Genomic DNA, 21,362 nt, shown 5'->3' on the forward strand with positions numbered 1-21,362 from the left:
GGTTAATGGAGGTGTTCCGATGAGTGTCGCATTAGAGCTTTTATAGAGAAATAATGAATATCCGATTGTGTTTATCGGTTCCGGCATGTCGAAGCGATATCTTCAATCCTTTCCAGGATGGGAGGAATTGCTCAAACAATTCTGGGACAGATTAAACACAGGCAAAGATTTCTACGGATTCTTGAGTACACTGAAAAGACATATGTCAGAAACAATCTCGGACACGGAATATGATGTGGATTTCCTGACGAATATTCAAGCCGGATCGGAGATTGAAGATCGGTTTAACGAAAAGTTCTTTCATCAGGAAATAGAAATTCCAGGGTTTGATACCGAGAAAGCCTACAAATTTGATATCTCGCCATTTAAAATGGCCATTGCCCATCAATTTTCATCCTACCAGGTAAAGAGCGGGATGGAAGAGGAGTATACGTCCTTTAAAACCTTCTTGAATAAAACACAAATTGTCATTACAACAAACTATGATACCTTTATTGAGTATTCCGTTAATTCGGTTAATCCCCTTGGTATGAAAAAATATATCGGCCAAAAGGGGTTCTTTGAATCCACCTATGGATGGGCCGAAATTTATAAAATCCATGGTTGTGCAACAAATCCGAAAACGATCGTCATCTCTAAAGCGGATTATGAGCAGTTTTCGAAAAATTCCATTCTCATCAGCGCCAAGATCATTTCGTTGCTACTGCATTCGCCAATTATTTTCTTTGGCTATTCATTAACCGACGGAAATGTACGGAAAATATTGCGGGACTTTTCTTCGTCGCTGTCGAAAGAGGAACTCAAACGATTAGCTTCCAAAATTATCATTGTGGAATGGGAGAAAGGTCAGACGGGAATTGTCGAACAGACCTTTTTTGATACGGATTTAGGTTGTGAGTACACGGTACTTCGAACCGATAACTATAAACTGCTGTATGAAATTCTGTCTGAGATTGATCAAGGGATCCATCCTTCGGAAGTGCGGAAATACCAACATGTTATTAAGCAGCTGATCCTTGATCGAGGCAAAAAAGGAAGTCTAAACACTCTCTTGGTATCACCTGAAGAATTGGAAGATATCGAGAAACGAATTGGTGATGAAAAACTGGTTGTTGCGTTAGGAGATACCACCTATATCTTTCAAATGCCCGACCTTCTCACATATTTATTTGATTATTTCTTTGGCGGCCGTTCCATTCATACGGATATTGCGCTTCGCTTTATTGCGAGTCAAAACAGCAACTCACGGATTCCGTTTATTAAATATATTGAGGGAATTGATCTGGATAAAACCAATCTTCATTCCGTTGAAATAGAGAAAATAAACCAAAGAATAGCGAAATTTACCGGTCCGCAAATTTGTTTGGATTCAATTAATCCATCCAACCGGATCAAGGCAGATTCGTTAACGGAAATTTTGGAACAACAACTGAAGCCGGATAAAGAATACGATCTTATTGCTTATAATGCGCTGAAGTTGGACAAGCAGGAAGTAGGAGCGTATTTAAAAGAGAAGTAGGAGAAATTTAAGGCTGATGGGATCAGAAGTGTGTCGACTTCGATGCGGAGGTTGCTTACGATTTACGACTTTATTGAAAATAAATAGAGACTGACGCCGAACCCACGGAGTGGATTGCCATCAGCCTCTTGAAGCCTTATTAGTATCATCATTTTACCACGAATGTATTATAAAGACAACAACTAACTTAACGGAGCAGAGCCATGGCTGAACTGAATTTGAAGCAAATTGCGGATAAATTAAATAATGAATTTACGGGAGAAACCCGAAAACTGGTGTTCTGGTACGATGACCAAGGAGAGTTTGCCGAGGATATTGATGCGCTTGAGTTGCAAAATGCCAAAGTGTATCGTTTGGAACCAGACAACCAGTTTTATACGAAATACTTTCTGGAGCGGTTGGATCGGACAACCAACTACCTCATCTATGCTCCGTTTCCGAAGCCGCCTGTCAGGGACAATCATTTGGCCGATACGGTCAAGTATTCCAAAGAGTTTTATGCGGATCGTGCCTCCTTGCTCGCTGTGGATCTGGGCATTGATGAGAAGTACAAGCCGGTCATCCAGAAATATATCAAATTTTTCGGATCTAAAGACCGCACCCGCCGCTTCTATGACCTCGAGATCGAAAATTTCACAGAGGATGTCATCGAGATCGCCTTAATGAGCGCCTGTTGTAAAACCCGGACCGCTTCTTTTGAAGAAGTGGTTCGGGTTGTGCTTACGGATGATGATCTGGAGCAGAACAAGTTTTTGGCCGAGTTCGATAAATACGATCTTCTGCCCGCTTTTTGGCGGCTATGTGAACAACAATTCGGTTACACCGATTCGGATCCTAGCTTGGAAAAGCTGGTCCGTACGTTATTCATAACGTATACGGATCGATATTTGGAAGGAGAGCTACCTAAGGCTTTGGTAAGCCTGGTTTCGTATAAGTCCGGCAACATCATTGCTTTCCTGGACAATTTGATGAATAGTGTGCTTTATCGAGAACGTTATCGTGAGCTTTCCGGTCATGTTGCCGAAACCCTTCGGGTGAAAGAGCAGTTTGCTTCATTAGATCCGGAGGTTCTGGTTGATTGTGAAACTTTCGCGGTCATTGATCGGTTTCTTATCCGCTGGATTGCAGGACGTTTATTATCCGAAGACTCAGGCGCCAAGCTGGGCAGTTTGACGATTCCTCAGTTATGCGAGCAGCGAATGAAAATGCATTTCGGCGATATTTATAAACTGCATTATGAACTATTGAGTCAGGCATGGCATCTGATTGGGCATGCGAACTACAATTGCTCAAATGATGTCCACGAAATCGTGAATCAATATCTTCGACACGATCATCGGTTGGATTCTTATTATCGTTGTTTCTACGCTTGTTATGATCGGATTGAAGACAATGCAGAATTGGAAGCGTTGCGTGATTTGGTGGAGAACATCTACAGCAACGAGTACTTAGGCACCCTTCTTCCCAAGTGGAATGCAGGTTGGTCTCAAGGAGAACTGATGTCCGTTCTTCCATTGCAGCGCCAGTTTTACGCTAAATATATCCGGGATGTGAAAGATCGGGTTGTCGTGATCATATCCGATGCGATGCGCTATGAAACGGGTCGGGCGCTGTGGAGTAAATTGCAGGATGATAAGAAATGTACGGCAGAGATGGCAGCCATGTTGAGTGTACTTCCCTCATACACCCGGCTGGGAATGGCGTCGCTCCTTCCTCATAAAACGCTTGAGATCACCGAGGATTACCGTGTATTGGTGGATGGCGCAACATGCGACGATTCGAAGCAGAGGGAAGCTGTTCTGCAGAAGGTGAACCCGAATAGCCGCTGTGTCCAGTATAATGATCTCAAGTCTATGAAACGGGATGCCGTACGACAGCTGTTTGCAGGCATGGATGTGATCTACGTTTATCACAATCAGATCGATGCCCGAGGAGATAAGCTGAATACGGAGAATGAAGTGTTTTTTGCTTGTGAAGAAGCCATTGATGAGGTATTTGGATTGATCAAAAGATTAACCGAAGATGTTAGCGCCACGAATTTTATCGTTACCGCGGATCACGGATTTATATATAAGCGGGACAAACTCCAAGAAAGCGATAAGATTACGGGTGTTTCTGGCAAAGAGGCATTCGTGAACCGCAGGTTCATGATTTCGGAGAACGCCGTTCAGGAAGACGGGATCATTTCCGTGCCGCTGGGGAAGGTCCTAGGCCATGATGACCCCAAGTTTGTTTCTGTTCCGGTCAGTTCCCATGTATTCAAAGTCGCAGGCGGCGGTCAGAACTATGTTCATGGCGGGTCTTCGCCGCAGGAGATGATTGTTCCGGTGATTCAAGTCAAGACCGAGAAGGGGCATAAGGAAACCCGCCCTGTTCAGATTATGCTCGTCAGCATGGTGCAAAAGATTACAAATTTGATTACCACGCTGGATTTTATTCAATCGGATCCGGTCAGCGATGTCGTAAAAGGAATGACCTACAAACTCTATTTTGTATCCGAGGAAAATGAGAAAATATCGAACGAGAACACTTATGTTGCGGATAGCAAAGATACCGAACCGCATAAGCGGATGTTCCGTCTGCGTTTTAATTTCAAAAATCAGCATTATGACAAGTCAAAGCCATATTATCTCATCGCGGTTGATGATAAAAATGCGGAAGTGCTTCGGCATCCCGTAGTGATGGATGTTGCGTTTGCCAATGATTTTGGATTTAATGTGTGAGGCAGGGGATCAAGATGAATGAAATTTCTGGCCGATTAGAAGGTGAATCCGGGCTCATCGACAAGTTGAACACTTACTTTGCCGGCAAAATTGTCCGTAAAGATTTAACCAAGAAAATCAAAGAAGGCGCCAACGTTCCGGTATATGTACTGGAATACTTGCTCGGCATGTACTGTTCCTCCATGGATGAGGAGGAGATTGAAGCCGGTGTTCGCAATGTGAAGAGCATTTTGGCGGAGAATTATGTTCGCCCGGATGAAGCACAGAAGATCATTTCCAAACTTCGGGAAAAAGGCAGCTACACAGTGATCGATAAAGTATCCGTCAAATTGAATTACAAGAATGACGTATACGAAGCCGAATTCTCCAATCTCGGATTTGGAAACGTACCGATCGGGGAGAAATATGTTTCTCAGTATGAGCGCCTACTTGCAGGTGGGATCTGGTGCATCGTTCAGATGGAGTATTTCTATGACGAAGCGGATAAGAACCGCTGCCCGTTCATCATCCGTAAGCTCGATCCGATTCAAATGCCGAGTCTGGATTTGGAAGAGGTCAAGACGGCTAGGAGCTATTTCACGGACGAAGAATGGATGGATGTGCTCCTGAGAAGTACGGGCATGGAGCCGTCCCAGTTCACGAAACGGGTGAAATGGCTGCATTTGGCCAGACTCGTTCCGATGATCGAGAACAATTATAACCTGTGTGAACTGGGACCAAGAAGTACGGGCAAGTCCCACATTTATAAGGAGATCAGTCCGAACAGCATCTTGGTCTCCGGGGGGCAGACGACGGTAGCGAATTTGTTCTACAATATGGGGAACAAGACGGTGGGTCTGGTTGGGTTATGGGATTGTGTCGCTTTTGATGAGGTGGCGGGAATCAAATTCAAGGATCAGGACGGAATTCAGATCATGAAGGATTACATGGCGTCCGGTTCGTTTGCCCGCGGCAAAGAAGAGAAGAATGCCTATGCCTCGATGACTTTTGTCGGCAATATTAATCAAAGTGTAGACGTGATCCTGAAAACATCGCATTTATTTGATCCGTTTCCGGCTGCCATGGCGAATGACACCGCATTCCTTGACCGGATGCATTGCTACATTCCAGGGTGGGAAATCCCGAAATATCGACCGGAGTTTTTTACGAACGACTATGGCTTTATTACAGACTATTTCGCGGAAATGATGCGGGAACTGCGTAAAATATCTTATGGCGATGCATTTGATAAGTACTTCAAACTGGGCAACAATTTGAACCAACGCGATGTTATTGCCGTAAGGAAGACCGTTTCCGGTTTGATCAAACTGGTCCATCCCGACGGACGTTTTACGAAAGAAAATGTGGAGGAGATACTCCGATTTGCGCTGGAAATGCGCCGTCGGGTAAAGGAACAGTTGAAGAAGATCGGTGGAATGGAGTTCTATGACGTGAACTTCTCCTATATCGATCAGGAAACATTTAATGAAGAATACGTCTCCGTTCCCGAGCAGGGAGGCGGCAAGCTGATTCCTGAAGGAATGAATAAACCGGGACATGTCTATACCGTGTCGCACGGCAAGTCCGGGATGATCGGCGTGTACAAACTGGAGACACAGATGACGGCGGGAACCGGTAAATTTGAAAAGACCGGGATCGGTTCCGATCGGGAAGCAAGAGAAGCCGTGGATACTGCTTACCGATATCTGAAAGCGAATGGACGAAATATCAGTGGATTATTGAGTACAACAACGAAAGATTACCTGATGCATGTTCAGGATCTGAAAGGCATTGGCATGACCAAATATCTTACTTTACCTGCAGTTGTCGCTATCTGTTCTGTTGCTCTGAACAAGCCGATACTTAGCAGTACCGTTATTCTCGGCGATTTAAGCATCGGCGGCACGATCATCAAGGTAGAGGAGCTCGCCAATACGCTCCAGGTCTGCCTTGACAACGGCGCTAAAAAAGTACTGGTTCCTATTACGTCGGCTGTTGATCTCGGAACTGTTCCCTCTGAGCTGATCGGCTGCTTTAATATTATTTTTTACCAAACAGCTGAGGATGCAGTGTTTAAGGCTTTAGGGGTGGAGTAAATGGAGAAGTTGGAGCATATATTGACCGAGCTTGAACATGGTTTAGCTTATACTATTACCTTTGTTGAATCTGATAGTCGCGAGAAATGTTTTGATTTGTGGTTCGAAATAGAGGACACGGCCTATTGTCTGCAGGAGATTTATATAGAAAACGGGATACCAGAGGAACTTAGGGAGATATGTAGGTATCATAAAGCCGGGATCGTTGGGAAGTTGGCGGAGTTTTCGCAATGTGAGCGATTTGTGATTAGGGAGTGGGATCTTTAGAATTAAAGAGGTAAACGGGAAGAGATTATACTTTATTCGTCCGAATATTGCGACATTTTTACTGATAATGTCTACTGCTGGAAAAGTCTTACCGGCACTTATACATAAAAGCTGAAGTGATAACTCTGCTACAGATTAGAACTTTTACCGTTTTATCGCCGAGAAACTAGGATTCCAGCTCAGGCTTAACCGCTCTGACGTTCCGATTCTTTACAGTTAAAGTTAAACAAGTGAATGCTCTCAGGATTAAGGGGGGCATTTAATTAACATCCTCCTAGATGATTCGTCTTTTACGAATCATCTTTTATTTTTCTCTAGCTTCCTTGCCGAATATAGAGGTTACACCCATTATTTAGTGTTATTATAGAACTAATTGGCAATCGGTGTAGGTCTATAGAACTGAGAAACAAGAAATATAGGAGGATGTGGAAGTGGAGAGCAGAATATCATGCGAATGGTTGTACAGCGAAACCGTGAACTACGCTATGCAGCAGAACCATGTTCCTGTTATGAAGAGCATCATCTTAACGAATACAACGGGAGAAGATATCAAGGGAATCACGGTAAAGCTAGAAGCTGAGCCGCTATTTGCACATGAATGGAAGAAGGATTTTGACATGCTTCCGGCAGGGCAATCTTTGGACATGGGTACGATTGATTTACATATGTCGACCTCATTTTTGGGAGATTTGTCGGAACGCATATCAGGTACATTAACATTGACGGTATGGCAGAATGACACCGAATTGTTCAAGCAGCGCGGCTCAGTTTCCGTCCTTGCCTTTGATGAATGGAGTGGGCTTGCCGTATTGCCTGAGATGACCGCTGCTTTCGTCACGCCGAATCATCATCAAGTGGCCGAGATCGTACGGGAGGCGGGCACCATTCTGGAGCAATGGTCGGGAAGCCCATCGTTTACAGCTTATCAGAGTAAGGATCCCAACCGGGTACGTATGCAGGCCGCTGCGATCTACTCGGCTTTGCAGAATCGCGAGATTTCCTACTGTGTAGCTCCTCCTAGTTTTGAGTTGATCGGTCAGCGTATTCGTCTTCCTGAGACCATCTTCACGCATGGCCTGGGAAATTGTCTGGATCTTTCCATGCTCTATGCTGCTTGTATGGAGGCGGTGGGTCTACATCCCCTGATCATTTTCACGAAAGGGCATGCGTTTGCCGGAGTCTGGCTTGTAGAGGAGACGTTCTCGGAGACGGTTCAAGATGATATATCGTTATTAACGAAAAGGCTCGCAGCGGGAATAAATGAAATCTGCGTGGTGGAGTCTACGGCTATGGTCAAAGGGGATCATATTCCATTTGATCAAGCGGCTATGCTAGCCGAGGAGCATCTGAGAGATCCCGATTCATTCGATGGCTTGGTCGATATTCGAAGAGCACGTGCAGCAGCCATACGACCGTTACCACTGCGTACGAAGGCGACAAATGGATGGGTCATTGAGGAGACTCGTGAGACGAAGATCCATGAAAGTGCTGCTCCGGAACTTCTGGAAGTGCTGGAAAAACCATTGGAAGTTGAATCGTTGCAGCCTACAACGCGGCAAAAGCAATGGGAGCGTAAGCTGCTAGATTTGACGCTTCGTAATTCACTGCTCAATTTTCGCTTAACCAAATCGAGCATTCCGGTCATTTCTGCCCAATTGGGAGATTTAGAAGATGCGCTGGCTGACGGCGATGAATTTCAACTGTTGGCTAGGCCCAGTGACTGGGAGGATAACGGGCGAAACGCCAGCTTGTATCAAAGTGTGAATGCCAATCACCCACTCGTTAAACTGTTGCAGGAAGAATTCGTCCGGAGACGATTGAGAGCCGATTTGAATGCTCAGGACCTAGAGAAAAGAATTGTACATATTTATCGGTCTGCCCGAACTTCATTGGAGGAGAATGGGGCTAACACGCTTTTTCTTGCTTTGGGTCTCTTGAAATGGTATGAATCACCGGTTAGCGAACTTCCTCGATATGCGCCGATTGTGCTGATTCCTGTAGATATTTTACGAAAATCTTCACGACAAGGATATGTCATTCGGGCGAGGGATGAAGAACCGCAGATTAATATTACACTGCTGGAGATGTTAAGGCAGGATTTCGGTATCGGCATTGATGGCCTGGATCCGCTTCCGAGGGATGAGAAAGGCATTGCCTTGAAACAGATCTTTAACGTTATTCGACATGCATTAATTCAAGTATCCCGTTGGGACATCGAGGAAACGGCTAATCTCGGATTGTTTTCTTTCGGGCAATTTGTAATGTGGAATGACATCCGTACGAGAGCTGATCAATTGGCCGATAATCAGGTGGTGGCAAGCCTTATTCAGGGGCAATTACAGCTACAGGAATCTGTGGAAACCAAGCCCGAGCCACTCGATGAAGAGCATCCGGCTCATTCGTTGATTCCGGTCAGTGCGGATTCTTCACAATTATCGGCCATTCGCGCGGCGCTTAAGGGGCAAAGCTTTGTGCTGCACGGCCCTCCAGGAACCGGGAAGTCCCAGACCATTACGAATATGATTGCTAGTGCTCTGGCCAATGGGAAGAAAGTGCTGTTCGTAGCGGAGAAGATGGCAGCACTGTCCGTTGTTCAGCGAAGATTAGAACAAATCGGTTTGGGCCCTTTTTGCCTGGAACTTCACTCCAACAAAAGCACAAAGCGAGCAGTCCTTGACCAATTAAGCAATGCGATTGATGTGCAGCGGATACAGTCTGGCGAGTCGTGGAAAAGACAAGCAGATCGCTTGTTCCGGTTGAGAGAGACGTTAAACGGTTATGTAAAAGCCCTTCATCGAACACATGCTTTTGGCTTATCTTTATTTGAAGCGATATCGGAGTATGAGAGGGCGGGTGAAGCACCGGATGTCGTTACGTTCAATGACGCAGCGATTGAAGGACTGAACCCGGATACCTTGGTTGCATGGAATGACACGGTTGCTCAATTAATCGCAGCCGGGGCTGCTCTTGGCAATCCGGGCACGCACCCTTGGGCGGACTCTAAGGTTACATCCTATACACAGGAGCTGAAGGCAAACGCAGATGTATTAATAAAGAGCTACATCGTTGAGCTTGAGGGACGTCAGAAAGCGATGAATGAAGCGCTGAAGCATTTCAAGCTTGGAGCTCTTCCGATGACTCAAGACAAAATCTCCATACTCGCACAGTTGTGTGAGCTGGCTAGCCGTGTACCGGATATTAAGCCTGCCCTCATGCAAGAGATCAATCTCGAAGAATCGGTTGAAAGGCTAAAGGCCGCAGCACTTCAGGGCAAACGCCGAGACCAGATTAAAGATCGGGTTGCCAAACTATTCACTTCAGAAGCTCAGCGTCTAGATGCCCAAATGATGTTATCTACTTGGGATAGCTTGGAGCTAAATTGGTTCCTTCCGAAATGGGCCGGGCAGAATCGCATTTTAAATATGCTGAAGAAAATGACGGTTTCCGGTCAAGGGATAGCCAAGCAGGATGTCAGATCTCACTTGATGGATATCATTTCTCTGCAGGAAGAGGAACAGAAGTTAAGTCGAGCAAGGGACGAATCCGCTCCATTCCTTGGTTCCTCGCTGATCTGGGATGACGAAGGCAAGTGGGACGACATCATGGAGACTTGCGAGTGGCTGAATCGATTGCATGCAGTATTAACAGCTTGGTTTGAAAATACTACCGATGCCCATCACGCAAGAACACAGATTGCAGAATTTATGGTTGATCTTCGTGGGAATGCTGCGCTGAACCAATCGATACAGTCTGTACTCCGTAGTCATGAACAAGTGAAGCATCAGGAAAAGGAGCTCCGCGATCTGTTGCAGATTGACTTTGAGCGCATGGCACATCAGTCTCAGGATTTGGACTGGCACGATGATCTCCTGGAAAAAGCAAATGGATGGATATCTCATCTAGATGTATTGAGAGATTGGTGTACGTGGCGAAGAGTGCGATCGCAAGCGGAGGAGCAAGGACTTCTCCCTCTTGTCATTCCATACGAAGAAGGGCGTCTATCTAATGACCAGTTGAAGGACGCTTTTGAACGTGGACTCTATAAAAAAATAGCGAATTACATCATTGCGCGTGATGAGCAATTCGTGTCATTCTCCGGCAATGTATTTGAAGAGACCCTACTTCGCTTCAAAGAAGCCGACGAGGAATATACGAGACTAACCCAACAAGAAATTGTGGCCAGGCTTTCTTCGAGAGTGCCTCAAATGACGCAGGAAGCATCGCAAAGCTCGGAAGCCGGTATTCTTCAGCGGGCGATTCGCAGCGGCGGGAGAAATATGTCGATTCGTAAGCTGTTTGAACAGATTCCGAATTTGCTGCCGCGATTAGTGCCCTGCATGTTGATGAGTCCGATTTCTGTAGCGCAGTACCTCGATCCTGAACGGTCCCCATTCGATATGGTGATATTTGACGAAGCCTCTCAGGTGCCTACGGCACAAGCGGTTGGGGCACTGGCAAGGGGACAGCAGTCTGTCATTGTAGGTGATCCGAAACAGCTGCCGCCAACGAGCTTCTTTTCGAAGAGTCGTCAGGAAACGGAGGAAGAGGAACCGGCGTTGCAAGACATGGAGAGCATATTGGATGATTGTTTGGCGCTTGGAATGCCGGAGCGACATCTGACCTGGCATTATCGCAGTCGGCATGAAAGCCTGATCGCTTTCAGTAACGCTCATTACTACGAAAATAAGTTGATGACCTTCCCATCTCCGGATGAACCCGTTTCAAGTGTGAAATGGTGCCCTGTTGAAGGATATTATGATCGGGGACGTACGAAACAGAATCGAGCCGAGGGTGAGGCTGTCGTTGCTGAGATTATCCGCCGAATTAAGGATCCGGTCTTGCGTCAACAGAGCTTAGGGGTCGTCACGTTTAGCTCCATTCAGCAAACCTTGATTGAGGATATGCTTGAAGAAGTACTGAAGCATGAACCGGAAGTGGAAATGCTGATGATGCAAATGCCGGAACCCCTATTCATCAAAAACCTTGAGAATGTTCAAGGGGATGAACGGGACGTTATTTTGTTCTCAGTAGGATATGGGCCTGATGCAAACGGTAAGGTAAGCCTGAATTTTGGCCCATTAAACCGGCAGGGAGGTTGGAGACGGTTAAATGTTGCCGTATCAAGAGCTAGGTACGAAATGCTGGTATTCTCAACACTGCACGCCCATCACCTGAATGCTAGCAGGATCAGCAGCGAAGGTGTACTAGGCTTAAAAGCGTTCCTTGAGTATGCGGAAAAAGGAAAACGGATCCTGCCTGCAAGCGAGGCCTCATCTCAAGCGCTTCAGGTTTCGCATGTTCACCGAAGTCTGGCCGCTGAATTGAAAAAGCGCGGATACCAAGCAGATCTCTATGTCGGGGCATCGGGATATCGGATTGATTTAACGGTATTGGACCCTGAGTCCGATCATTATGTATTAGGTATTCTCCTTGACGGACCGATGTATCAAAATGCAGAATCTGCCCGGGATCGAAATATTTTGCGGGAGGAAGTGCTTAAGCAGCTTGGCTGGAATTTGTTGAGGGTGTGGAGTCCGGATTGGTGGGACAATAGAGAAGGCGTAATGAGCCGTATTGTGGAAGCTGTTAAGCGAGGAAAAGAGGTCAAGAAGTTACGGGTTCAATCCCAAGCAGAAGTAGCAGTGACTCATGAACAAGTGACATTTGAACGCTCACAGAATCCTCCGGTAAGCAAGGATCATCATGTTCAACCTTCACAGCCTCAGAAACCGAAAGAGATGCAGCCTTACCATGTATGCGTTCTGGATGCTGTTTCTTTAGGGTCGGATTGGTTTCATTCCCTAGAATCGACGGAGCTCATTTTGGGTCAAATCCGAAAGGTCATTCAAGAAGAGGGACCTATCAGCAGAAGTTTACTTACAAAACGTATTTTACAGGCATGGGGCATTACCAGACTGGGAGCACGATTGGATCAGAGGTTTACAGAGTTGTTGATGAAGATACAACCTGCACATACGGAAGTGAACGGAATGACCTTCTTCTGGCCAGAGGGGATAAAACCATACGAGTATGGCATTTACAGGGTAGCCACAGATGACGCTCAGCGGCGAATGGCCGAGGATTTACCGCCGGAAGAAGTAGCGGTTGCCGTGAAATCCATTCTGTCTTCTCAAATTAGCCTTCCTTATGATGAGCTAACGAAACAAGTGGTTAAGGCGCTCGGATACGCTAGATCCGGCAGTGCTCTGGAGAAGTCGATTAAATCGGGGATTCAAAGAGCTGTTGAGCTTGGCTTCGCTTATGAAGATGAAAACCGGCGGGTGGTTGTGAAGTAATTAAACCAGGTTACTCTCTATGTTAGCATAAGGCTAATCAATGGCTGCTCAATGAGCAGTCTTTTTTTATGCCGATTTTAGGTTCCGAACTTACGTTTGCTGGCATTCCCATGTCATCACTATTCTTTAAACTATGGATAAATGAGGAATTAGCGATGGAGGAATCTCATGAAACCAAGAAACCGTGCAATGAATTAGGAGATTAAACAAGTCATTGAGAAGTTAGGTTTAACGAGTGATAAAGTAACAGAGTTTTATGATGAAATGAAGGAGAAGTATAGGGAAGAAGAGCAAAAATCTGATGAAAGCTGCGATTCCGATCCACATAAAGAGGAATAAACCAATAAAGATTTGGTTGTCATTCGGATTAGTAGTAGGTCATTAGTAATGGTGATTAAATAATAAAATTACATCTGCAATAGTTCTATAGAAGGGATTCATCGATTTCTGCCGAATGAATGTATATGTTGACGAGGATCGTCGGATTGATGCTTCTGAAAACGATAAGAGGAGTTTGAAATTGTAAAAGAAATCGACCACGCTAGTGCAAATCGCTTGAAGACCCTTATTCTCTACATCATATAAGAACGGAGATCCAATATGCTAAAGAAATTAATGTCGATATTCAAGTCCAATACTCCGGATAAGAAGCCTATCCAACCCAGTGAAACCAAAACATCCAGCACCAAAGCCTAAAGTTCAGCCAACCCGAATAGGAGAGCTGGGAGAGCATAAGATTAACATTCAGCTAGATCAGCTCCCTAAAGGGTGTAAATACGTAAGCGATTTAATGGTAGCTAATTCGAAATCCCGTACAGGATATTCGCAGATCGACCATGTGGTCATTACCCCGCAAGGACTCTTTGTGATTGAGACAAAAAACTATAACGGAGAAATAAAGGGGACCAGAGACAATAAGTCTTGGACAGTGAGTAACCGGTTTAAAATGTACAACCCGTTTATGCAGAATTACGGTCATATTCAAGCGATTAAAAGCTTGCTCCCCGACTATCAAGAGAGTCGATATATATCACTCGTTTCCTTCACGATGCGTTGCCGATTTAGCGTGGACCCTGAATTGAGAAAAATCCAGTCGGATGAGCTGATCGTGTACGATGTTGAACTATCCGAATATATTCAGCGTAAAATGAACCGAACTCAAGCCGAGAAGACGGAACCCGCTCTAACGGAATCGGATATTCAGAAGATCTATCAATCTTTGAAAGAAGCCAATATCACTGATCCGAAGATTCGGGCTGAGCATGTGGATAAGGCGGGGAGTGTGGGGAAGGCTAAATAATCATCGAAGGGAAATGAAAAGGCGGCTGCTTACGGGCAGACTTTTTGTTGTTTGGTAATAAATCATTGTAACTTGTTTGTATAACAAAATTAATCTATATATCGTTCATAAGTTTTCACTAGAAGTCAGGTGGGAATGGACTACAATTGACCATCACCATGATTGTTAGTAGTGGTCATTTAATGCTAGGTTTCGGGTTTAATATTTATCATTGGCCAGTAACTTTATAGTTTTACTTGTTCAGTAAGAAGAGATCAAGATAGGAGGAAATGGTGCAACGACGACCTCTAGTTCCACTTCCTTTCCAACTCCTTGTACTGTTTTAGCTGGTCCAATTGCAGCTATAAAAATCGGTTTTCCGCCTGTAGTTTTTCTAGCTCTGAAGAGTGTTCTGGCCCCTTTCCGTAGGTATTGCTTACCCACAGGCTTCAGCCGATGCATTTCTCTTTCCCGCTACCTTCTCATCCACGGCACTAGCTGTTGTTCCGCATCCCAAGTTATTTTATGACTTCTCTAACCGGAACTCCTGCTAATCTCACTTCCATGGCGTTCATCTTAATTTCTACAAGATAGCTTACTCTTGTTGCCATTGCAAAACACTTCCAAGTTTGTCCCCATATCTTACGACTTGATTGAATTCTCTTGAAGGTGTTTTAATTTGTCTCTTTTTGGGGTCAGTTCCAATGTGAGTTGGATGGTGTTTTTTTGTCACAGATATTCAATCTTCAAAAAAATGTTAGTAACTTGTAGGATGCGGAAGAATATGCAGGGAATTATCTGATGCTGTCGAACTATTGAACTATACATAGGTACCTAATGAAGGGAGAAGACTAACTTATGGATGACATTCTAAAAAAATGATTGAAGAAAATAGAAGTACCCTTGTCTATCGAAATAAGAGTATGCTAAACATTAAAACAGTTAGAAAGATTTTATTATGAACGACATTTCCTATTCGCATGATAATACGAGCAAACGGGGTTTTCAACTCAAGACCACTAGTTGTAATAAATCAGCTTATTCCTTATCTCGTAACCCTACTGTATAGAGCTAACCATTGTAATAACTGAAAAAGGAGGTAGTAGAAATTGTTAAAAGTATCTGACGAATTATTAGATATTCAACAGGTTCATAACTGGTTAGATTTATGCGCTGACACTTACAATGAATCAAGCTCTGGGGATAGGATTACAATTGACTTGTCCCAACTTAATTATGTATCACCACTTGGATGCACAACATTGGTATCCACTTTACGTTTTCTAGATAAATATTTTTATCTGGATACAATAGTTCCTCATATTTCTAGAATTGAGGAAACAAACGTCGTTGGCTATATGGAAAGAATGAACTTCTTTAAGTATTGCCCTAAAGATGTGCGCTCAACGTTTGAAAATGAATTGGATATGGAGTTTTTATATAAAAGAAATCGCAATAACAAGCAAGATTCTTTAAATGAAATTACCTTGTGTAGTTCTGATACTGATGTTGAAGTATTTGATAGTTCTTTGAAACATATACTGCGAAATAAAGGAATTGCACCTAATCAAATTTCTAACATTAGTCGAATTGTAACAGAGCTAGGTTTAAATTCAGTTGAACATGGTAAGGACAATGAAGAGATTTCATGTTATTACTGCGTTCAGTCATATAGCAAAGGGAAAATGGGTATCGCTATTTGTGACAGTGGCATGGGGATTGTTAAGAGTTTAAAACCACATATTGAGTCAGAAGATGATGACGATGTTGTAAGGAAAGCTATTTTTACCAAAGCATCTTCACGTGGTAAAGGAAGAGGGAAGGGGTTGCCAGATGTAAGGAATGTAGCTTTAATGCTAAACAATGCAAAGTTCTATCTACGAACGCATAAGAACGCTTATCAAGTTTTTAGTGATAAAGTGAAACCCCTATATAAAGGAAAGTATTTTTACGGAACATATTACTATATCATGGTGAGCGCTTGACTTTAACCCATTATAACTGATATAGTACAGATATAGGGATTTCAATTTTGTATTTGAAGTCTAATGGAATGGTGGAAAACTAAATGATGTATTTAAATTTACTGAGTGAAGGGCAGGATAAAGTTAATTTACTTTTCAGACCTAAATTAATACCAATTAGGGAAAGTTTAATGGAGCAGATGAGCCAGTCACCAGTTGGAACTGTGTTTTATTACGATATGAGTCAAGTTGAGGGTATCAATGGCTCCGGGACTGACGAGATTATTGCAAAGCCAATAAAAGAATTCATTAAGCATTACAAAACGGAAGATAAGTATTTAGTATTAATGAACTTAAGCCAAGAACACGACCACATCTATAACATTGATTTAACGCTTAAAGAAGAAAATGTGACTGTCGTGGGTAAGCAGAACAATGACATTGTAATTATCGGACATATTGGTGATTCTTTAAGAGAAATTCTTAAAATTGCTCATGAGCTTGGAGAAGTAACCGCACGTGATATTGCGGATAGATTGGATAAAAAACTTAATTTAACAAGCACTCAGCTTAATAAATTAAATGAAATGCGATTGTTAAAACGATATGAAGTGCAGCTCGAAGAAGGCGGTAGGCAATACATATACCGAAGTTTATTTTATTAATGGAGGGCAACCTCCGTTTTTAAAATAATGGACTTCAAAATTAAAATTGAACTCCCTGCGAAGAGAGTTAAAATTAACATGGTATTCAAAATTGAAATTGAAATCAAAGGCGGTGAAAAAATGAGCAGAATAAAAAAACGTAGGTTCTGTCGAGAACCCACGATGAACAAATTTTGACAATCCATCACATCATATTACGAAAGGAATGATAAATATGCTGATTTGCCGTAAGTTTATAACTCGGAAAGACGGTACACGTGTTTATGCGAGCCAATTAGGGCTTGAAGCAATTTGTTTCGAAGTGTCTGATGAGAAGCATCAAGCTTATCTTGAAAAAAAGAAAAAAGCTAAGTCTACAGATAAATAGAGGTTAGAAAAAAAGTTTGGTTTTGTGGCAGGGGATTCCTTTTCCCGTAAATCTTTCATACAAGGTAGGTGAAAAAACATGGCTAAAAATACAGGCAGCGGATATCGTAAAGGTGCTGTTACTAATCGTACTCAGTTCCAAGCGGCTAACGGCAACTACGTAAAACGTGACGCTTCTACAGGACGTTTTTTGGACCAAAAAACTTCTGGTGGTGCATTTAAAGGCATTCGTAAGGAGAATTAGGTTCTTTGAAGAGTGGGTTAATTCTTAATCCACTCTTCATTTTAGAAATAGGAGGAGCTTTATGGCTGATTGGTTGGTAAACTATCTAGAAAATAACTGGATAGACATGTTGAAGGATATTATAATTGGCTTAATCGCTGGTTTGATTTTGGCTCAAAAGACTCGGAATGATGGAATTAATAATCAAACAACTATTCGTGAAAGTGCGCAATACATAACCCAAACAATTATTGTTCATTATCCGGATCAAATTAAAAGAAGATCATATAGCAAGGAATCTAAATCATCGGAAGATGATAACTCCATTTTTGGTATCATTTCTATCGTTACGATTATTCTATCGTACTCATATGTAAAGTACCATGCTCACCTAATGAATTTTATGACCAGTCTAATTATTATTGGACTTGCAGGCACGATAACCGTTGCTGTGAAACTATATAGAAACAACAGTTATGACAACTTGAACCGTCTATGGACATTGCAACTGATTGGTATTTTGATTTTTGACAGTATTCAGCTCGTTGTCATGTCTAAACATGACATTTCGTTGATTTCAACATTAAGCTTAACTGATTTTATTAGTTCGGCGGGAATTGAAGGCGTGGCTAGGTTTGGAATTATCGGAATTGGATATATATTAAGCCTTTTGCCGAATGTTCTTCTTTTCGTATTACTCATACACATGCTGTCAGTAAACTTGAATCGTGCGCTTAATGACAGAGTGACAGCATTTTTCATACGTCATACCGTTAAGTTTACAACAAAACCATATCATATGCTGGTAGCATTGATAGTCTTATGCGGGTTCTCGTTGTTCTACTCAACAGGATACATGTATGACCTTATTCAAGGTCAGCAAGAAAATGTAATGAATCTTATTGAAAATCCCTAAATGTAAAGTAGGCAGATAAAACGACTCGATGGGGCGTTTTATTCACGCAATTATTTAACTACTGATTCATTTGTTCTGTATGTATTCAATATGAAGCTGGATGGTCATTCAAGATATTTTTAAAAACTACTGCGGATGCATGCGCCTGGATCCGAAGCATGAGATAGACGAGGGGGCAGATCTGAATGCATGGAAAAACTACTTAAAGGATGATGTGCTGATCGTGTTCGAATTCGATGTATCCAATGAGGAAACGGATGAACCGCTGGCCATTTATTTTGTGTCTTTTAAGCAAACGAGCATGGAGAATCTTCTTGCATCATAATATAAAAGTTGTGTCACTGAATTAAGGAGGAAAAGCTAGAATAAAGAGGATTCACCAGAACGACGGAGTTGATTTTAGGCAGATTCGAACGGTCATTCAAGAAGAAGGGCCAATTAGAAGAAGCGTCTCGCAAAGCCCATTTTACAGGCACGGGGAATTACCATGCTTGGAGCTCGATTGGATCAGCGGTTTACAGAATTGTTAATGAAGATACAACCTGAGCATACGGAAGCAGAAGGATTGACATTCTTCTGGTCAGACTGAGTAACCCCATCGAGTATGGTATTTACAGGGGATCTACAGATGACATTCGGTGGCGAGCAGCTGAGGATTTACCACCGGAAAAGGTGGCGGTTGCTGTTACAGCGATTCTGTCTTCTCAATTGAGCTGGAGTAAATCTAACTTGGAGATTTCTTTAGATGAGACACGAAGTTTATAGATCATAAGTATGAATTAAGGCTGCTAACAAGCAGCCTTTTTGCTATGTATCATATTTACTTATGATTAAAAATCGCTTTAAGTACGTTCTTTGCCATAGCGATTTGCTGAGGATTTTGGTGTTCGAGCATATGCATTATTTCTTGAAGATCAGATTGTGATTCTTCGTTACTTTCAACATTGGGATAGATGAAGAGTTGCGATATTTCTACCTCTAATGCCTCAGCAATCTTTGCAAGATTTAATAGAGCAACGTTTTTTTCTCCCCGCTCGATTTGTCCGATATAAGAAAAATGGAACCCACCTTTTTCTCCGAGAGCTTCTTGCGTTAATCCTTTTTCTTTTCTTAAGTCACGTAAACGAGCACCTAACCGAAGAAGGATCTCTTTATCCGTCATCATTCCACACCTCACTACTAAAAAGTGTAGATAATATCTCAATAGCAATACACTGGTGTCTGAATATTGAAAATAATATCTATAGGTATTAATATGGTGTATAATGGTAAATATAAGTATTCCCACGATCCATGAATTCAAAACATCTTAGGCAATGTTTTCAATATGAGTCGTACAATAACCAAGCGGGAGTTGAAAGTTAGTGGACAATCATTCAACCTCCATGAATACTGGTAAAGATATGATGAAGACGTCAAAATTACAGAGAAGCGGATCTACTCAAACTAGAATCATTGATAGGCTACATGAACGCTCACAGATTTATATGAATTCGGCTTTTCGTTTTACACACCAATCCTCAGCTCATATTTGCATTGTGCTAGGTGATCGAGCATTGGAATCCATGCTGATGGCGATGTATATAAAAGATAAAAATTTGACTACTCCTCCTCATTCGCTATCCCTAAATGACGTAATTCAGCTTACTGGTAGGGAGTCAGGCCCTGATTTGGATACTGTGATGTTTATTCATTCCATTCATTTTCTAGCAAGTTTCAAAGATACTGCCCTCCTTCAAAAAATCAAAACAGCTCATCTTCAGAGGTTGTTAAGGAGAGTGGACGATGTACTAGCTAACTTATCACGAAGAATTGCAACTGATCATGTAGAGAAGGCAGGGAAAGCGAAGAAATAATCACCGAGGGGAAATGAAAGGCTGCATATGGGCGGCCTTTTTTGTCTAGTAATAGCTAACATTCCAAAGGGTTAATTGAATGTAATTTAGGGTGAAAAGTTCCGGGAAACAGAAAAAAGGACACCAGGTCTTCAATAGACCTCGTGCCTCAAATTGTTGCATTTTGCAATTTTGCTATCCGTCCACGTCTTAATCCACTTAACTCACCTTCAACAGCCTCACTTCAACGTCCTTACATCCACCGTATTGGATAGGACATCCACTTCATTCGGAATAATCCCTTTCTCAAACATATAATCGGCCACTGCTTGCCAACGTTGGCGGACGGTGTCATCAATCGGGTCAAACGGGTATAAAGAGCCTTCCAGCTGCTGACGAGCGACGGGTTCGGAGACGCCTTGGATGTCCTGAATTAATTGGACGGTGTGATCGACGTCGTCGGATAGAAGGGCGGACTCTTCATTCAAGCCTTCGAACACTTCATGGACGAGCTCAGGATGCTCCTTCAGGAAGCCGTTTCGCACAATATACACCGTATCGTTCTCGGATTCGATGTCGCCTGCGGAAATGACTAACTCTGCACCGAAGTCGACGAGCGCCACGGCCGTGAACGAACCCCATGTCGCCCAAGCATCGACTTGCCCGCTTTCAAAGGCAGGTCCCGCTTCCGTTGGCGGAAGATAGACGATCTCGACTTCGCTCGCATCGAGTCCGCCTTTCTCCAGCGCTTTATAAAGCAAATATTCGCCCGTACCGCCGCGGTTGACGGCGATTTTCTTGCCCCGGAGGTCGGAAGGGCCCTTAATGCCGGCTTCCGGCTTGGCCACAATGCCTTGATTATCTTGATCGCCAGGCTGCTTCGTAAAAATAGTGAATTCCGAGGAGCCTCCGACAAGGGCGCTGATGGCTGCCGTAATGGAGCCGATCGTAATATCGATCGAACCGGCGTTTAACGCCTCGATCGCTGGCGACATGGCGGCGAAACCGCCGGTTTTTTCAATGCTCGCTCCGGCTGCTTCCAGTCTCTTATACAGCGGCCCGCCTTCCTCGGATAAACTTAAGGGCTGGGCACTGCGCAGTATGCCAAGACGAACGGGTACGGCCTCATCCTTGGCACTGGCTTGTTTCGCTTGGCCGGCTTTACCGCAAGCCGATAACGTAACTAACAGAATTACTAATAGTACATGTAAGCTTATTTTTCGCATAGGACACT

General features: G+C 43.3%; 14 protein-coding genes. 12 read left to right on the forward strand and 2 right to left on the reverse strand.

What is annotated here, in order from left to right; genetic code table 11:
• The first annotated feature begins 127 nt into the window (after positions 1-127).
• From AC3RCL_RS05165 to AC3RCL_RS05215, 11 genes are all read left to right on the forward strand, one after another.
• Complete coding sequence (locus tag AC3RCL_RS05165; protein ID WP_492534719.1) at positions 128-1,519, forward strand: SIR2 family protein; 1,392 nt, start codon at positions 128-130, stop codon at positions 1,517-1,519.
• Between the two features lie 203 nt (positions 1,520-1,722).
• Entirely contained in the window at positions 1,723-4,242 is a 2,520-nt protein-coding gene (gene pglZ / locus AC3RCL_RS05170) for a BREX-1 system phosphatase PglZ type A (protein WP_492534720.1), read from the forward strand.
• 14 nt (positions 4,243-4,256) lie between these two features.
• On the forward strand, positions 4,257-6,317 hold the full coding sequence (brxL, locus tag AC3RCL_RS05175) for a protease Lon-related BREX system protein BrxL (protein WP_492534721.1): 2,061 nt from the start codon (positions 4,257-4,259) through the stop codon (positions 6,315-6,317).
• Entirely contained in the window at positions 6,318-6,584 is a 267-nt protein-coding gene (locus AC3RCL_RS05180; RefSeq protein ID WP_492534722.1) for a hypothetical protein, read from the forward strand.
• 485 nt (positions 6,585-7,069) lie between these two features.
• Positions 7,070-12,880 (forward strand): anti-phage protein ProA, encoded by a 5,811-nt coding sequence (gene proA, locus AC3RCL_RS05185; RefSeq protein WP_492536263.1) that lies wholly within the window; start codon positions 7,070-7,072, stop codon positions 12,878-12,880.
• 664 nt (positions 12,881-13,544) lie between these two features.
• Entirely contained in the window at positions 13,545-14,180 is a 636-nt protein-coding gene (locus AC3RCL_RS05190; protein WP_492534723.1) for a nuclease-related domain-containing protein, read from the forward strand.
• Between the two features lie 1,088 nt (positions 14,181-15,268).
• Positions 15,269-16,144 (forward strand): hypothetical protein, encoded by an 876-nt coding sequence (locus AC3RCL_RS05195; protein ID WP_492534724.1) that lies wholly within the window; start codon positions 15,269-15,271, stop codon positions 16,142-16,144.
• Positions 16,145-16,227: 83 nt separating this feature from the next.
• Positions 16,228-16,788, forward strand: coding sequence for a hypothetical protein (locus tag AC3RCL_RS05200; RefSeq protein ID WP_492534725.1), 561 nt, complete (start codon positions 16,228-16,230; stop codon positions 16,786-16,788).
• A gap of 445 nt (positions 16,789-17,233) precedes the next feature.
• Entirely contained in the window at positions 17,234-17,398 is a 165-nt protein-coding gene (locus tag AC3RCL_RS05205; RefSeq protein WP_492534726.1) for a hypothetical protein, read from the forward strand.
• A 61-nt stretch (positions 17,399-17,459) separates the two neighbouring features.
• Complete coding sequence (locus tag AC3RCL_RS05210) at positions 17,460-18,293, forward strand: hypothetical protein (RefSeq protein ID WP_492534727.1); 834 nt, start codon at positions 17,460-17,462, stop codon at positions 18,291-18,293.
• A gap of 100 nt (positions 18,294-18,393) precedes the next feature.
• The gene (locus tag AC3RCL_RS05215; protein ID WP_492534728.1) at positions 18,394-18,618 is read left to right on the forward strand and encodes a hypothetical protein; all 225 of its coding nucleotides are present in this window, start codon (positions 18,394-18,396) and stop codon (positions 18,616-18,618) included.
• A 495-nt stretch (positions 18,619-19,113) separates the two neighbouring features.
• Here AC3RCL_RS05215 and AC3RCL_RS05220 read toward each other — a convergent pair whose 3' ends face one another.
• Complete coding sequence (locus AC3RCL_RS05220; RefSeq protein WP_090912375.1) at positions 19,114-19,455, reverse strand: helix-turn-helix domain-containing protein; 342 nt, start codon at positions 19,453-19,455, stop codon at positions 19,114-19,116.
• Between the two features lie 202 nt (positions 19,456-19,657).
• Between AC3RCL_RS05220 and AC3RCL_RS05225 the strand changes: the two genes are divergently transcribed.
• Positions 19,658-20,149: a hypothetical protein gene (locus tag AC3RCL_RS05225; RefSeq protein ID WP_492534729.1), complete on the forward strand. Its 492-nt coding sequence runs from the start codon at positions 19,658-19,660 to the stop codon at positions 20,147-20,149.
• A gap of 218 nt (positions 20,150-20,367) precedes the next feature.
• Here the strand turns inward: AC3RCL_RS05225 and AC3RCL_RS05230 are convergent, their stop codons facing one another.
• On the reverse strand, positions 20,368-21,354 hold the full coding sequence (locus tag AC3RCL_RS05230; protein WP_492534730.1) for an ABC transporter substrate-binding protein: 987 nt from the start codon (positions 21,352-21,354) through the stop codon (positions 20,368-20,370).
• Positions 21,355-21,362: the final 8 nt, after the last annotated feature.

Source organism: Paenibacillus sp. MT86 (assembly GCF_058792535.1).

Bases quoted from the DNA above. Each gene is read 5' to 3' on its own strand.
- AC3RCL_RS05205 (WP_492534726.1), top strand. From the start codon at position 17,234: ATGGCTAAAAATACAGGCAGCGGATATCGTAAAGGTGCTGTTACTAAT.
- AC3RCL_RS05180 (WP_492534722.1), top strand. From the start codon at position 6,318: ATGGAGAAGTTGGAGCATATATTGACCGAGCTTGAACATGGTTTAGCT.
- AC3RCL_RS05215 (WP_492534728.1), top strand. From the start codon at position 18,394: ATGGTCATTCAAGATATTTTTAAAAACTACTGCGGATGCATGCGCCTG.
- AC3RCL_RS05230 (WP_492534730.1), bottom strand. From the start codon at position 21,354: ATGCGAAAAATAAGCTTACATGTACTATTAGTAATTCTGTTAGTTACG.
- proA (WP_492536263.1), top strand. From the start codon at position 7,070: ATGCAGCAGAACCATGTTCCTGTTATGAAGAGCATCATCTTAACGAAT.
- brxL (WP_492534721.1), top strand. From the start codon at position 4,257: ATGAATGAAATTTCTGGCCGATTAGAAGGTGAATCCGGGCTCATCGAC.
- AC3RCL_RS05200 (WP_492534725.1), top strand. From the start codon at position 16,228: ATGATGTATTTAAATTTACTGAGTGAAGGGCAGGATAAAGTTAATTTA.
- AC3RCL_RS05210 (WP_492534727.1), top strand. From the start codon at position 17,460: ATGGCTGATTGGTTGGTAAACTATCTAGAAAATAACTGGATAGACATG.
- AC3RCL_RS05220 (WP_090912375.1), bottom strand. From the start codon at position 19,455: ATGACGGATAAAGAGATCCTTCTTCGGTTAGGTGCTCGTTTACGTGAC.
- pglZ (WP_492534720.1), top strand. From the start codon at position 1,723: ATGGCTGAACTGAATTTGAAGCAAATTGCGGATAAATTAAATAATGAA.